General features: G+C 38.3%; 11 protein-coding genes and 1 pseudogene. 6 read left to right on the top strand and 6 right to left on the bottom strand.

All coding sequences use genetic code 11. The features are described 5' to 3' along the window. From V7266_RS28120 to V7266_RS28100, 5 genes are all read right to left on the bottom strand, one after another. A partial coding sequence (locus V7266_RS28120; protein ID WP_335472519.1) for a carbohydrate ABC transporter permease occupies positions 1 to 553 on the bottom strand: 553 nt, incomplete at its 3' end. 7 nt (positions 554 to 560) lie between these two features. Further along, entirely contained in the window at positions 561 to 1,523 is a 963-nt protein-coding gene (locus tag V7266_RS28115) for a carbohydrate ABC transporter permease (RefSeq protein WP_335472518.1), read from the bottom strand. Between the two features lie 63 nt (positions 1,524 to 1,586). Continuing rightward, positions 1,587 to 2,897 carry an ABC transporter substrate-binding protein gene (locus tag V7266_RS28110; RefSeq protein WP_335472517.1) on the bottom strand — a complete coding sequence of 437 codons (1,311 nt, stop codon included), beginning with the start codon at positions 2,895 to 2,897 and terminating at the stop codon, positions 1,587 to 1,589. Positions 2,898 to 2,916: 19 nt separating this feature from the next. Continuing rightward, on the bottom strand, positions 2,917 to 4,089 hold the full coding sequence (locus tag V7266_RS28105) for a diphosphate--fructose-6-phosphate 1-phosphotransferase (RefSeq protein WP_335472516.1): 1,173 nt from the start codon (positions 4,087 to 4,089) through the stop codon (positions 2,917 to 2,919). An 18-nt stretch (positions 4,090 to 4,107) separates the two neighbouring features. Continuing rightward, positions 4,108 to 4,905, bottom strand: a complete 798-nt coding sequence (locus V7266_RS28100; RefSeq protein ID WP_335472515.1) for a DeoR/GlpR family DNA-binding transcription regulator — start codon at positions 4,903 to 4,905, stop codon at positions 4,108 to 4,110. A gap of 177 nt (positions 4,906 to 5,082) precedes the next feature. On the opposite strand from V7266_RS28100, the pseudogene tkt reads away from it, so the two are divergent. Both tkt and fba read left to right on the top strand, forming a co-directional pair. Beyond that, a pseudogene (gene tkt, locus V7266_RS28095) lies at positions 5,083 to 7,095 on the top strand (transketolase). Further along, positions 7,092 to 7,967 carry a class II fructose-1,6-bisphosphate aldolase gene (gene fba / locus V7266_RS28090; RefSeq protein ID WP_335472514.1) on the top strand — a complete coding sequence of 292 codons (876 nt, stop codon included), beginning with the start codon at positions 7,092 to 7,094 and terminating at the stop codon, positions 7,965 to 7,967. Before tkt ends, fba begins: the two are co-directional and overlap by 4 nt. Before the next feature lie 100 nt (positions 7,968 to 8,067). Here fba and V7266_RS28085 read toward each other — a convergent pair whose 3' ends face one another. Continuing rightward, positions 8,068 to 9,801 carry an AAA family ATPase gene (locus V7266_RS28085; protein ID WP_335472513.1) on the bottom strand — a complete coding sequence of 578 codons (1,734 nt, stop codon included), beginning with the start codon at positions 9,799 to 9,801 and terminating at the stop codon, positions 8,068 to 8,070. A 426-nt stretch (positions 9,802 to 10,227) separates the two neighbouring features. Between V7266_RS28085 and V7266_RS28080 the strand changes: the two genes are divergently transcribed. The 4 genes from V7266_RS28080 to V7266_RS28065 all read left to right on the top strand — a co-directional run bounded on the left by V7266_RS28080 (position 10,228) and on the right by V7266_RS28065 (position 14,575). Then, positions 10,228 to 10,509 carry a hypothetical protein gene (locus V7266_RS28080; RefSeq protein WP_335472512.1) on the top strand — a complete coding sequence of 94 codons (282 nt, stop codon included), beginning with the start codon at positions 10,228 to 10,230 and terminating at the stop codon, positions 10,507 to 10,509. A gap of 361 nt (positions 10,510 to 10,870) precedes the next feature. Continuing rightward, positions 10,871 to 12,415 carry a spore germination protein gene (locus V7266_RS28075; RefSeq protein ID WP_335472511.1) on the top strand — a complete coding sequence of 515 codons (1,545 nt, stop codon included), beginning with the start codon at positions 10,871 to 10,873 and terminating at the stop codon, positions 12,413 to 12,415. Beyond that, complete coding sequence (locus V7266_RS28070) at positions 12,396 to 13,496, top strand: GerAB/ArcD/ProY family transporter (RefSeq protein ID WP_335472510.1); 1,101 nt, start codon at positions 12,396 to 12,398, stop codon at positions 13,494 to 13,496. Before V7266_RS28075 ends, V7266_RS28070 begins: the two co-directional genes overlap by 20 nt. Beyond that, positions 13,493 to 14,575 (top strand): Ger(x)C family spore germination protein, encoded by a 1,083-nt coding sequence (locus tag V7266_RS28065; RefSeq protein ID WP_335472509.1) that lies wholly within the window; start codon positions 13,493 to 13,495, stop codon positions 14,573 to 14,575. Before V7266_RS28070 ends, V7266_RS28065 begins: the two co-directional genes overlap by 4 nt. Positions 14,576 to 15,038: the final 463 nt, after the last annotated feature.

The following is a 15,038-nucleotide window of genomic DNA, read 5'->3' as shown; positions in this document are numbered from 1 at the left end:
GTAAAATAATATAGAAAAATGATTTTAGCGGTCCGCAGCCATCAATTTTCGCTGCCTCATCCAATTCAACAGGAATGGTACTAATAAAATCTCTCATCATCATGATGGAAAATGGCAAAGCAAACGAGGTGTAGGCTAAAATTAGAGCAAAATAGGTGTTATATAGCCCCACTCTTGTGATAAATAAAAAGTATGGGATCACTAAAAGGACCATCGGGAACATCTGAGTTAGTAAAATGTAGATCAAAGCTGTCCTCTTCCCTCTAAAATTGAAACGAGAAAAACCATAACCGGCCATTGCTGCTGCAATGATACAAATAAAGGTTACAGATAATGCTATAATATAGCTATTAATAAATAGTTGAATTAAATTTTTGTTTTCAAATACTTTTCTAAAAGCATCCAGTGTAAAAGTAGCGGGCAATAATTTTAATGGAGAAGCGAACACCTCAGGATTAGGGCGAAATGAAATGCTGATCATCCAAAAAATAGGAATCATCGCGATGCTTCCCAGCACAACTAATGCTAAATAAACGCTATATTTTTTTTTCACAACCAATTTATTCACCCTCCTTTTTTATAGAAGACCTGATATAGAAAAAGGATAAGACGACCATTACCAGCAGCATAAATAAGGCAGTTGCAGAAGCATATCCAAAATTTAACGTTCTAAAGGCATGCTGATAAATATATGTAGACATGATTTCGGTACTATTCATTGGACCGCCGCCTGTCATTAGGAATACTAGGTCAAATGATCTGAAATTCCAAATAAACTCCAATGTTGCCAGCGTCGCAATTATTTTCTTTAATTGTGGTAAGGTAATATAAAATAATTTCTTAAAGAAACCTGCTCCATCGATATCCGCAGCTTCATATAAATCATTTGATATGGTTTGTAATCCGGCTAATAACATTAACATCATAAACGGGAAGCCTCTCCAAATATTGGCGATAATAACACCCATCAATGCTGTATGTTCGTTGCCTAACCAGGCCGTTTGTGAAAGGTCCGTAAATCCAAAACCTGCTAAAATTTTATTGGCTAAACCAAAGGGATTAAAGATCAACATAAAGATGGCTGCAACAACCGTCGAAGAGGTTAACCAGGGAAACATTAAAATCGAACGAAAAACTGCCCTGAATTTGGTATTGATTGGTTGGTTCAACAGCAAGGCAAACGCTAATCCAATAACAAGCCCAAAGAAAACACTAGTAGCTGTGAAAATAACCGTGTTCGTTAAAGCACTCCAAAACATAGGATCAACAATGAATTCAGTATAGTTTTTGATACCTGCAAAAACGGGATTGGCTTTATCCGTGTAATCATAAAAGCTCATCAAAACTACCTGATATAAAGGATACGCTGTTAACAAAAGAAGCAAAGTAAGGGCAGGCATGATAAAAGACACTTTTCTAAAAAACTCGATTAAATCTTTTTTGGAGTGGTTTGTGTTCGTTGTTTTATTTCGAAGAGTCACTTGCCTTTCCAGTAAATCATTCCTCACAGGGTTATTTTTCATTGGCTCTCCTCCATAGGTAGAGTCAAAGGCTCAGACCCTGAGCCTTTGACAATTATTCAAACCTTATTTGTTTTTTTCGAAAGCAGCATTCCAATAAGCAGCTGAATCATCTAGCGCTTGTTTTGCCGTTTTCTTACCAGAAATGAAGTTTTGAATTTCAATGGTAAATTCCTTTCTCAAATCGGTTGCATTTGGTAAGTAATGGTCAATGACTTCCACACGGTCAAACGTATCAAATTCATTAACGAAAACTTTCAAATAAGGATCTTCTTGGAAGAACTTATCATTCATTGTATCTTTGTTATAAGGGAAGAAATTAGTCGCTTTATCCCATAAAAGTTGTCCTTCCGCACTGCCCATAAATTCGATAAACTTCCAAGCTGCGTCTTTGTTCTTTCCTTTTGCGCTTAGAGCTAAAACGGATCCTTGCGCGATGGTTCCTGTTTTTTCACCTTTTGGAAGCGGAGCTACTCCAAAGTCCAATTTAGGATTTAAGGTTTTCTGGATGTTCACACCCCATGGGCCTTCAAACATGAAGGCAACATTACCAGCGGAGAAATTAGCTCTCTTTTCCTTTTCCCCAGCATTTAGTTCCCCAGGCGTTGTAACCTTATTCTTTTTCATTAGGTCTTTTAAGAAATTGAGGGCTTTAACACCTTCTGGTGAATTGAAAACGGCTTTATTACCATCTAAGATTTTTCCACCTGCCTGCAGGATAAACGGCATGACCTCATAGCTAATGACAGTTGGCGGTTCAGCTGCCAAATTACCTGTTAAGGCATATCTGTTTTTACTTGGATCAGTTAGTTTAATACTTGCTGCCATAAATTCATCCCACGTAGTAGGGACTTTGACACCCGCTTCATCAAGAAGCTTTTTATTATAGAACAAGGCAATATTCCCGTTGGTTACCGGCATGCCATAAACTTTTCCTTTATAAGGAAGCATCATCGGTCCTTCAATGGCTTTCTTTTGGTCTTCTGGCAATGTCGCAATCCGGTCGTCGATTGGTTCAATGATTCCTGCATCTGCAAATTCGGTTAACCATGCTCCTGAAGCAGTGATAATATCAGGCGGATTACCTGCTAAATCCAGGGACAAAATCTTATCATGTTCCTGAGCAAACGGCAGGTCATCGATGACCAATTCGATATCAGGGTTCTTAGCCTCAAAAGCTTTTTTCACTTCATTAATTTTATCTGGTCCTTGTTCATTTACCCAGTGCTGCAGCCAATGAATTTGTGTTTTTCCGTCTTTTTTAGTCTTAGAGTTGTTTGTGTTTTCCTGTGATGTATTAGTAGTTGAAGGTGGTGCACAAGCGGTTAATAAAAGAAAGAAAGCAATTAGTATGGCACTTAATTTGAAAGTTTTCATCCAAATCCCCCAGTTCATTCTAATATAAACTATTTGTGGTCAAGACCTTTGATTCACTGTTTATCTCTTTTTCTAGCAAAGGCAATAAGTATTTTTTGAATTTTTCAGTTGGCATGAAATGGTCATCATCCCAAAAATCAGATGGTAGCTTTCTTTCTTTGCCTGAAATTTCAGATAATTCAACATGAATAAATCTGTAATTATAAGGGCTATTAGAAGTTCTTTCAATCCCAATCATTTTACCACTGACACCTTTTAAAGCTGCCTTAACTGCCTCCCTCCCTGCCATTTCCGCTTCTAGTAAATCTTGATGAGAAACTTGATTCATAGAACTTCTATATAATTTGTTTGGGATTGTAATACTGGTTTTGATTTCTAAATGCTTTTGTATTTCTTGGGCTAGTCGGTAACTGATTCCGCCATTATATTTTTGGCGCGGATTATTGAGAGTAATATCTGAAGATAATGTGCTCAATTTCATATGATCAGGCACCATAATCACTACATTTGAATCCGCTTCCAAAACTCTTTTAAGATCAGCGATGATTTTGTCGACGGTTATTTCGTTCTCTGGTAAGTAGACTAAGTGCGGAAAATCATTTTTATGTTCTTTCCTAAGTGCACTCGCTCCAATCAGCCAGCCGGCATTCCCCCCCATCACTTCAATAATTTCTATTTGAGCTGGGAAGTTATTCGATCGAATATCCGCTTCCAGGTTATGTAATGATTGGATAAGAAATTTAGCAGCACTTAAATAACCTGGGGTGTGGTCTGTTCCGCAAATATCGTTATCTACTGTTTTTGGTATAAAGATGCACCTTATATCTGCATTGCGAGCTTGGCAGAGTTCATCGATTTGATCAATGGTTTTAGAAGAACCATTCCCGCCTATATAGCAAAATATATCAATAGATCGTTCGATAAGCTGATCTACTATTCTCTCGAAATCGATTTCTTTAAGCTCATACCTGGAACCACCTAAAATGGCTCCAGGTTGTTCTCTTGCTTTATTAATTAATTCCACTTTATCGTTTAAATGAATCAATTGATTATTTAAGAGTCCTTCAAGTCCACTAGCTGAAGCATAGACATTTTTTATCCGATTTTCCTCTAACGATTGGGCGAGTAACCCGTATAATGAAGAATTAATCACAGGAGTCGGGCCGCCAGATTGGGCCACAAGTATATTCATAGGACACCTACCTATTTTTTATGCGATGATGACATTCATCAATTTTTCAAGTTCCCGTTGATCATCCGGTCTTATTTTGTCATCTATAATGATTGTGTGTGAGGAATCAAAAGGAGATATTTGAAAAGAGCTGATTTTACCAATTTTGGATGAATCGACCAACCAATAAACCTCATGTGCAGACTTAAGCAGCTTTTTTTTAACATCCGCTTCTAAAATATCGTTACAGGTAAACCCATGTGTGTAGGAAAGTCCGGTTGCAGCAATATATAGCTTATTAACATGTATAGAGGAAATCAATTGCTCCATCATCGAACTGACCATAGTGGTTGTTTTTGATCTGAAAACCCCTCCCAGGACAATTTTTGTTACATTTTCCCTATCTTCTAGCACTTCTGCAATATTCATAGCTGTTATAAAGGCGGTAATGGTTAAATTCGTACTGATACTCTTTGCAAATTCATACAACGTTGAACCCGCATCTAGTAGAATGCTGTCTCCATTTCGCAGTAATGAAGCCGCTTTCAAAGCGATCGATTTTTTTCCTTCTTGGTTTATCACACTTTGTTTTAGAAAGCGATTGTTTAAATAATCTTTCGAAATGTTTCCGTTTTCTTCGGAATCCTTTTCATTTTCCGCCCATATAGCTCCCCCCCTTACTTTCTTTATATTTGAAGTAGTTTCCTCTAAATACTCTACATCACGTCTGGCAGTAACGACGGAAATTTTTAATTTATCAGCAATCTCTTGGATACTGACCATCTTCTTCTCTTCAATAAAATTCATTAATGTTTCAATTCTTTTTGAGATAATCATAGTATTTCACGCTTTCTTCGTTTTCTTAATTTTCATTCTAGTCTGCCAAAATAAATTTGTAAAGAATTAATTTTCTATTTTTTTCTTAAATTAACTATTTTTTTCTTTTTTGTTGTTTTTTTTATTTTTCTAATTTAATATAAATATTGTAAAATTCAAAATATTGGGAGGGTTTTCATGAATTGCTCTATTGATGAATTATCGATTACAACCATTAGAATGTTAGCAATTGATGCTGTAGAGAATGCCAATTCCGGCCATCCGGGTATGCCGATGGGTGCTGCCCCTATGACATACGCTTTATGGACTAAGATAATGAATTACAATCCAAAGAATCCAAATTGGATCAACAGAGATCGGTTTGTTTTATCAGCTGGTCACGGATCAATGCTCCTGTATAGTTTGCTCCATTTAAGTAAGATGGATTTATCAATAGAGGATTTAAAGAAATTTAGAAGATTATATAGTAAAACACCAGGCCATCCAGAATATGGACATACAACCGGTGTTGAAGCAACCACTGGGCCATTAGGTCAAGGCCTCTCCATGGCTGTTGGAATGGCAATGGGAGAAAGGTATATGGCTTCTAAGTTTAATAAGGAAGAACTCGAATTAATCGATCACTATACGTATGCCATCTGTGGGGATGGCGATCTTATGGAAGGTGTAGCACAAGAAGCATCCTCTCTAGCGGGACATTTACAATTAGGAAAATTAATCGTACTTTATGATTCTAACCATATCTCTTTAGACGGTGGAACAGATTTATCCTACACAGAAAATGTAGAGAAAAAATACGAAGCCATGGGGTGGGAAGTTTTTACTGTCGAAGATGGTAACAATGTAGAAGCGATTGAACAAACATTAAAGGTGGCAAAGAAAAACAAATCGAAGCCTTCGCTTATTATTGTAAAAACCACCATTGGTTATGGAAGCCCAAATAAAAGCGGTAAATCGTCCAGTCATGGATCACCTCTTGGAAAAGCTGAAATTGAACTAGTTAAAAAGAATTATCATTGGAATCATGAACCCTTTTTCGTTGACCGCATGGTAGAAAAAAACTTTGAAGACTATATTGCCCTAAACGAACAGAAAGAACAAAAATGGCAAGAGTTGCTTAAGGAATACCAAGTGAGGTATCCAAACGAGTCAAGATTATAAGAACAAATCCACACACAACCGATCGATATGGACAACTCGATTCTACCTATATTCGAAGAGAAATCTTACACCTCAACTAGAGAAGCCTCAGAAAAAATACTTAATGCTTTTGCTTCTAACATAAGCTTAATCGGTGGTTCGGCTGATTTATCCTCATCCAATAAAACATACTTAGCCAACAAAGGTGATTTTCACCCAAATAATTATGGCGGCCAAAATATTCACTTTGGCGTCCGAGAGTTTTCAATGGGCACCATCCTAAATGGATTATCCTTATATGGCGGTTTAAGACCCTATGGTGCAACCTTCTTAGTTTTTTCAGATTATATGAGACCAGCGATAAGACTTTCCGCTCTTATGAAACAACCTGTAACCTTTATATTTACCCATGATAGTATTCATTATGGTGAAGATGGACCAACTCACCAGCCAATTGAACACATACCTTCTTTACGACTAATTCCGAATTTACTGGTGTTCAGACCAGCTGATGCAAATGAATCGGTCGAAGTATACAAATCAGCATTTAGCCAAACCAATCGGCCATCAGCCATCATCCTGTCAAGACAGGATCTACCCGTTATAACCACCCCGCCAGGTCTGAATAACAACGTAAAAAAAGGCGGCTATGTATTTAAACAAGAATCAAGCAAAGAAATAGACGTGGTTCTCATTGCAACAGGTTCTGAGGTAACCCTAGCCGATCAAGTCCGAAATCGATTAGAAGCCGATGGGGTCTCTGTCCGAATCGTCAGTATGCCCTGCTTAGAATTATTTAATGAGCAAGATCAAGCGTATAAAGATCAAATTATTCCACCAGCTGTTCAGAATCGAGTCATCTTAGAATTAGCTGCCCCTTACGGTTGGGACTCTGTTAAGGGCGATAAAGGAATAAATATTGGGATTGATTCCTTTGCTGCTTCTGCTCCTGGAAACGTCTTAGTAAAAGAATTTGGATTTACGGAAGAAGCCATTTCTAAAAAAATTCAAGAGTACCTAAAACTAAATCTAAAGGAGTTATCCATATGACATTAGTATCCATGTCTGAAATGTTAGTAAACGCAAAAAAGGAAAAATATGCCGTTCCACAGTTTAATATAATCAATATGGAATTTACCCAAGCCATTGTGGAGGTTTCGAACGAAGAAAACTCACCTGTCATATTAGGTGTAGGAGAACCGACCATCAAATATATGGGCATGGACTATGTGATCGCCATCGCTAATGCTGCAGCAAAAAATAGTTCGATTCCGATTGCACTCCATTTAGACCATGGCAGCAGTTTTGAAGTAGTCATGCAGTGTATCAAAGCAGGTTTTTCCTCTGTCATGATTGACGGATCGAAATATTCTTTTGAAAAAAATATCGCGTTAACCAATAAGGTGGTTGAAGCAGCTCATTCCGTTGGGGTTTCTGTAGAGGCTGAATTGGGGACAATCGGTGGAGCAGAAGACAATATCTATGTAAATGAGAATGATGTGATTCTACCTAGCGCCGAAGAGGCGATCGAATTCTGGAATCACACAAATTTGGATGCTCTGGCGGTTGCAGTTGGTACAGCACACGGCATGTATAAAATTGAACCAAAAATAAGATTTGATGTGATTTCAAAGATTGCTAATTCGATTCCGGTACCTTTAGTTTTACACGGTGGCTCAGGCGTCCCTGACCAGGATATTCAAAAAGCTATAGCTATTGGTATTTCAAAAATTAATGTCAATACTGAAAATCAAGTCGCTTTTTCAAATGCAGTAAGGCAAATAATTAATAGTAATGATGATATTCAGGACTCACGATTGTTTTTAAGAGTTGGAAGAGATGCGGTAAAAGAAATGGTTCGTTCAAAGATCCGATTATTCAGCTCTGCAAATAAAACCGATGCAATTATCTTAAATAAGTAATGATTTCCTACTATCTACTATTTGGATGATTTACAAGCTACAACAGCAGTCCCCCAACATTTTGATTGGGGGACTGTAGTTTCTTTAATAATGTTAAGGTTTAGGAATCCAATCCTGCTTTATCTACCATTTCTTTTGCCGATGCTACTTCTAAACGGGAAGAGAACATCTCCCTATGGATCAATGCATCTTGTGCTACAGGCCGTTTCTCGCCATAGAGTTTTAAATAGATTGCCTCAATTTCCTCACCTGTCAGGTCTCCCCGCTTCAGCAGCTCCGTTGCAATCGCATGGACAAATTCACTATGATTCGTTACCAGCTTCTTGACTTTGTTCATTTCATTGTTTAATAGTTCGTTTATTTTGGGACGAAGTGCTTTAAGTCCTTCTTCCGGTGAACCAACGGCAAGCCAGCTGAACAATTCTTCTCCCATCCCGACAGCCCCAAGGTAGGCGCCGGCAAGCTGAGTAGCCTGTCTTAAGTCGGAGGTTACTCCGTTTAGTTTTTTCCCCAGAAACTCTTCTTCTACAGCACGTGCAGCAAGACAAACCTGGATCTCAGCCAACATCTCACTATCACTTCGGTTATACCTCTCATGAGTCGGCTTGGTGGCAGCTAGACCAAGGGCATCTCCTCTTCGGATGATCGTTACTTTCCAAAGCCTTTCGTGCGGCTTTAAAAGGAACTGAGCCACCGCATGTCCTGCCTCATGGTAAGCCACGTTCCGCTTTTCATCCTCGCTCATGGAACGAAGCGGCTGTTTGAGTCCCCATTCATAGGTTTCCATCGCAGCCCGGAAATCCTCGTAATTCGTAACGGATGCCCCGCGTTGATGAGCGATGACAATGGATTCATTCACAATGTGTTTGATCTGGGCTGGGCTGTAGCCGATGGTATCGAGCGCCACACGTTCTGGAGTCAGCTCCGGGTCACGTGTTACTTTTTCAAGATAATACTGGAATACGTCAACACGGCCATCATAATCGGGTGCATCGACCCAGAGTTTCCGGTCAAAGCGTCCCGGCCTAAGCAAAGCAGGATCCAATACATCCGGCAGATTGGTCGCACCGATGGTTAGAACGGCCAACCGTTCTGCCTTCTTTTTACGAAGCCCAAGTGAGCGGAGTAGCTTGGCAAACCAATTGTTGTCCATGTTCGGCGGATCCATCTGCAAGAGGAGTTCATTAAGCAGACCGGAACCGCCCATGCCCATTAATCCTCCCAGACCGCTGCCAGCGCTTCCTGCACCGCGGCTCATCCCAATTGCGTCAATTTCATCGATAAAGATAATGCAGGCACCGTAAACCTTTGCCAGCTTTCGGGCCTTTTTATAAAGTCCCATTACCTTAAGGTTGCCGACACCGAAAAACATATTTTGAAAGCTTGGGGCAGAGGCATATGCAAACGGAACCTGTGCTTCGTTGGCTACAACCTGCGCAAGGTACGACTTTCCTGTCCCTGGAGGTCCACAAAGCAGTAAGCCTCGAATAGCCTCGCCCCCCATTTCTTTAAATTCCTTCACACCTTTTAATAGGGTAACGATTCGCTTGGCATTATCGACAATCTCAGGGTTCCCCCGGTAGTCGTCCCAAGTTGCACCCGTTTCACCGGGCAAAATCCAATAGGTTCGTCCCCTTGCGAGAAACCAGAATAGGGCAACGAACTGAATAATCATGGCAAACATAGCTAAAAGCAGCTGCAGGGCAATAGTAAAAATCGTGCTCGCAACACCCCACACTTGCTTCCCTCCTGTCAGCAATACTATACCAACAATGGCAAGAGCTGCGACCCAGAGGATTACTTTACGCCATTTGATCCATCGATATCTCCTCATGGTCCACTTCCTTTATAAAATTACTTACTCTATGAAAAAATAAGCTTATTAATATCTTAAAAAAGTTAATAGAAAATGTAAAACCAAAATGATTACCAACGTCCAATTATTTTTTATGAATTATAAATAGTTCTACCATTTGTGCGAAAAAGTCTTCCTATCATACAAAAATTGTATTTGCGATATTTCAAACCCTTGCCGTTACCTTCCTTGAATTTACCAGGCTCCCCTTTCAAAATACATACCAACTCAGCTTAATTCCCCTGTACATAAAACTAGTTTGGAAAAAGACAAAGTATCTTCTGTCATGATGGTATCGGAATCGTAAAATGGCATTTATTATTGTGATTTTGAAATGAATGGATTAAAATTCAGAAAGGATACCAGATAAACAATACGAAAATAATTTTAAGAGGATGAAAACAAATGTTTACTGAAGAGTATGAATTGCTGTTAAAGAAATCTGTTGAGCTAGCGCCAGACTGGCTAAAGAAAGATGTAGAAAGCATAGTGAGTAAAGAGCCCCAAGGAGGTATTAGCTATCTGATTTCGGAATTATATCAAACCTATACCTTTAGCATCAGACATGTCTTATCAGCAAGCCATCTAAGTGGTGAATGGTCACGTGTTTCAAGAGAACGAATGAACTTTATTGATAATAACATTGATATTATTGTGGCGCTTTACAATGGTGCAAAGAATAATTAACAATACGTTGATAACATAAAAATTAGGAATTTTGAACCGATCATATATGGGTTTCTTTATTAATAGACAAACGAAATAATCAATCGAAGTAACCTGAATTCACCAAAGAACAGGCAAGACGCACCTCATTGAAATAAGGTCCAATACTGGTAGACTAGTTCTTAAATTCTTAAAACAGTTAGAGATAATACGAATTAAACACATAATAAAATTAGTTTCATGATTTTCATATATATGTACAATGGAAAGGCGAATCTACTAGAAGATCTGCCTTTTTTATTTTTCACGAGAACAAACAAATACATAGTTATACCATAATTTGGGGATGATAATGGAAACATTTTGATAATGGAGTAAAAAAATGAAATTCATTTTCCCTGTTTTAAAAAAGTTCATGAAAAGGGATAGCCAACCTGTTGTTTCAAACGAGAACTCTATCTCATTTAAAGAGGTATCTCATACGATTGATGAAAATATTTCTTATTTTAAACAAACATTTTCTAATTCAGCGGATTTAAAGATTAAGGAAATCAATGATAGAAATAACCGCGGAATTTTGGTCTTCTTAGATACGATGGCAGATAAGGATAAAATTCAAAGAGATATTATAAAACCTTTAATAGAAGCAGCGGATGTCCAATTCGAAAATGTACTTCATTCTATCTTTTTCAAATCCAATAACTTAATCAAAGCTCAAGAAGCACTTTTAAATGGATCCTGTATCATGTTCTTGGATGGTGTTAAAGAACTATACATGGTCGAAATAGGCCTCTCCAAAGATAGGAGCATTATAGAACCTAGTAATGAACAAGTCATTCAGGGATCTCATGAAGGGTTTATTGAAAATCTTTCAACTAATCTTCATTTAATTAGGAAATCGTTTAGAACTGTAAACCTAACAGTGGAACAAATAACATTGGGTGACCAGATTCAATCCAAAATAGCCATGGTTTATATGAAAGATCTTGCCAATCATGAAATGATCAGCGAATTCAAACGGCGGGTCCATCATATTTCAATGGATCATCTCCCCGGTACCGGAGCTCTTCAGGAATTGATCGAAGATTCTACGTGGTCACCCTTTCCTCAGATTTTAAGTACAGAGAGAGTAGATCGTGTCGTAAGTCATCTTAATGAAGGAAGAGTAGCGGTGTTGATGGAGGGGTATCCTTCTTGTTTAATTATTCCCGTCACCTTTTTTGCCTTTTTCCATTCACCAGATGATTATAATTCACGTTGGATGGTCGGAACCTTTATCCGTTCCATGAGACTCGTGAGCATTTTAATTGCGATCAATTTACCTGCTATTTATATTGCGGTGATTGGTTTTCATTTTGAAGTACTGCCGGATGATTTAGTTCTTCCTGTTGTAAGTTCCATTAAAAATATACCTTTTCCTCCGTTAATTGAAGCCCTTGTCATGGAATTGACGATTGAACTGATTCGTGAAGCGGGGGTACGCCTTCCTTCAAGGATTGGGCAAACCATCGGTATTGTCGGTGGTTTGGTTATTGGTGATGCCGTTGTCCGTGCAGGACTCATTTCGAATACCATGATTGTGGTTGTGGCAATTACGGCCATTTCGGCCTACAGCATCCCGACCACAGAAATGAGTGATGCCGTACGATTTTTACGGTTTCCCCATATGCTTTTGGCGTCAACCTTTGGATTTGTAGGGATCATCTTTGGGTTTATGTTTACTTTAGCTCATTTATGCAGGTTAGAATCATTTGGCACAGCCTACTTTACACCTTGGGCACCATTTCGATTAAAAGACATTAAAGATACGTTTATCCGTTTACCTTTATGGAAATTTAACACACGTTCGAATGATTCAAAACCGAAAATCCTGAAAAAGCAATCTTTGGCAAGGGGCTGGGATAGTAATGAAAAAAAGCAAGAATAGAATTACGAAAAAGCAGCTTGTCTTTATGATCATCCAGGCCCAAATTGGTGTAGGAATATTATCGTTGCCCCATGATGTGGCATTAATAGCCAAACAGGATGGCTGGATGTCCACACTAATAGCAGGAGTCATCTCACAAGGAATTATCTTTTCATATTGGGGACTATGCAGAAGATTTCCCTCGCTTTCCTTGTACCAAATACTGCCGGAATTACTGGGTAAATTTGCCGGAAAGCTGCTCATGCTTTGTTATGCACTCTATTTTATGGTAACAGGGAGCTTAGTTTTAGCAAGATATAGTGATATTCTTGATAAATGGATTCTACCGCGTACCCCTAATTGGATTACAATGGTTTTAATCCTCATCACTTGCATTTACATCGTTAATGAAGGGTTAACCAGTATCGCGAGATTTTATGTATTGGTATCCCCCATTCTGTTTGTATTATTAGTGTTGATTGCGTATGCGATGAAGGATGCGAACTTCCTGTATATCTTTCCAGTCGGGGATCATAGTATTCTAACCATATTGAAAGGGTCAAAAGAAGCTGCATTCTCTATGTTGGGCTTTGAGCTGTTTCTTTTTATCCATCCCCATGTCCAATCATCCGGAAAAGAGAAACTGATTGCCATCACAACTGCGAATATATTTGTCACCTTCTTTTATACCTCTTTGGTGTTTGCAGCCCTTGTCTATTTCGAGCCCAATGTAGATATTGGACTGACTCCAGAACCATTATTATATATGATTAAAGCTTATTCCTTTCAGGTAATCGAAAGGACGGATTTATTTTTCTTATCACTCTGGCTTGTCATCGTTGCCACTTCGATTGCGAACTGGTTATTATTATCTGCAATGGGGTTTGCCAGCCTTTTTAGAAAAAAACACTATGCCCGGTTTCTGCCTATAGTTGCAGGTGTTTATTTGATTTTGGCTCTTCTTCCTGATCAAGGAAGAGACTTTGAAAATTTTAATCACTTTCTTGGGCCGACACACTATATTTTTATCGGCATCATACCTGTACTTCTACTTATTCTATCTTTGGTTTTGTCGAAAAAAGAAGTGGTGGGTAAGCCATGAAAAGTAAAAAACCTATCTTTTTACTTCTATGTTTATTACTTACTGGATGTTGGGACCAGCACCTGATGAAGAATGCCGTATTGGTACAGATATTAAGTTATGATTTAGCAGATAACGACGAAATGTTATTAGGGGTTTCCATTCCCATAATCGAAGAGTCCTCTGCAGGACCTCAAGCAAGAGTAAAAAGTGAAACACTTTCTGCAAAAGGTCATACACCAAGGGATTGTCGACTTAAAATCGATCGAGAAATATCTGGAATATTAGATTCATCAAAAAACAAACTGATTTTTTTCGGCGAGCGGATGGCGGCTGAAGGTATTTATCCACCATTAGATGTCGTTTGGAGAGATCCGCGGAATTCACTGGGTGCAACACTGGGTGTAGTGGATGGAGAAGCGGTGAATCTGCTTGAAATTAATCCAAAACATGAGCCAAACGTGAGCGAATATATACAAGACGCACTTACAAGCGCAGAAGAAAACTCGATTATTCCAGATCAAACCATCCAGATCGTAGCCTCAGAAATGCTTGATCCGGGAGAGGATATTGTCCTCCCTTATCTTAAAATGAATAATAAGAAAAGTGCAGTAGTGGTCGGCCTCGCTCTAATGAACGAAACAAAATATTCGGGAAAATTATCTCCGCAAGAGTCATGCCTCTTTCTTTTATTGAATAACAAAAAAGGAAAATACGCACGATTTACAAAACGAGTCCATAANNNTTCATTTAATGTCAATAATATGAAAAGAAAATTAAAAGTCCATGTAAAAAATGGAGAGGTCTCTGTTCAACTCAAATTACATTTAAAGGTAAATGTGGATGAATATCCCAAGGGTGATGTTCCTAAGGATATAGAACGGCTAAATAAGGTATTAACAAAGGACCTTACAGAAGAGGCGAAACAGGTTATTTCAAAATTACAGCAGTCGAATTGTGATGCATTTGGAATTGGAAGGAGATTGATCGCGTTTCACCCCAATACTTGGGAAATGCTAGATAAGAAGGATTATTTTAAAAATGTAAAGTTTAATACGAATGTAAAAGTAGAAATCATTAAACAAGGTATTGTCTTGTAATGCTTAAGTAACCATTAATAAGCACTAAGAGAATGAGTAGCGGAAGCTGTAAAATATAAGTAGAAGTAGAAGAATATAAAAGAACCGTAAATTTTGAAATGGCACAACAAAAAATTGTTGTGTCATTTTCCATTCGTCCCTTAGTACTTAACTATAACTCGATAACGGGAGATCCCGTTACACCATCCCCTTAAAGGCTCCTCTAACACCTATTTCCCCCAAATAACAGCCGATTAGATACGATACGCGGAATTCCTGATTGGCTCGTTGAATTGCTTGTGCAAATTCCCTGTCCTGCTGTTCGCGAAACAACAATATTACAAAACAAAATTATATTTCTGAAATATAGGAAACCATTCTCTCAAATAAATCCACTTGATCTGTTACGATAAATGCAGGAAGAAACATTAAAGCAATAAATACAACTATATTAGAACCAAATCCGATTTTAATAATATTTTTT

This window comes from Neobacillus drentensis, from assembly GCF_036965645.1.
GTDB lineage: Bacteria > Bacillota > Bacilli > Bacillales > Cytobacillaceae > Neobacillus > Neobacillus drentensis_D.
Note: the sequence above shows the minus strand (reverse complement) of the source record. Positions and strands in the feature narration are given on the sequence as shown.

Bases quoted from the DNA above. Each gene is read 5' to 3' on its own strand.
- V7266_RS28115 (WP_335472518.1), bottom strand. From the start codon at position 1,523: ATGAAAAATAACCCTGTGAGGAATGATTTACTGGAAAGGCAAGTGACT.
- V7266_RS28110 (WP_335472517.1), bottom strand. From the start codon at position 2,897: ATGAAAACTTTCAAATTAAGTGCCATACTAATTGCTTTCTTTCTTTTA.
- V7266_RS28105 (WP_335472516.1), bottom strand. From the start codon at position 4,089: ATGAATATACTTGTGGCCCAATCTGGCGGCCCGACTCCTGTGATTAAT.
- V7266_RS28100 (WP_335472515.1), bottom strand. From the start codon at position 4,905: ATGATTATCTCAAAAAGAATTGAAACATTAATGAATTTTATTGAAGAG.
- fba (WP_335472514.1), top strand. From the start codon at position 7,092: ATGACATTAGTATCCATGTCTGAAATGTTAGTAAACGCAAAAAAGGAA.
- V7266_RS28085 (WP_335472513.1), bottom strand. From the start codon at position 9,801: ATGAGGAGATATCGATGGATCAAATGGCGTAAAGTAATCCTCTGGGTC.
- V7266_RS28080 (WP_335472512.1), top strand. From the start codon at position 10,228: ATGTTTACTGAAGAGTATGAATTGCTGTTAAAGAAATCTGTTGAGCTA.
- V7266_RS28075 (WP_335472511.1), top strand. From the start codon at position 10,871: ATGAAATTCATTTTCCCTGTTTTAAAAAAGTTCATGAAAAGGGATAGC.
- V7266_RS28070 (WP_335472510.1), top strand. From the start codon at position 12,396: ATGAAAAAAAGCAAGAATAGAATTACGAAAAAGCAGCTTGTCTTTATG.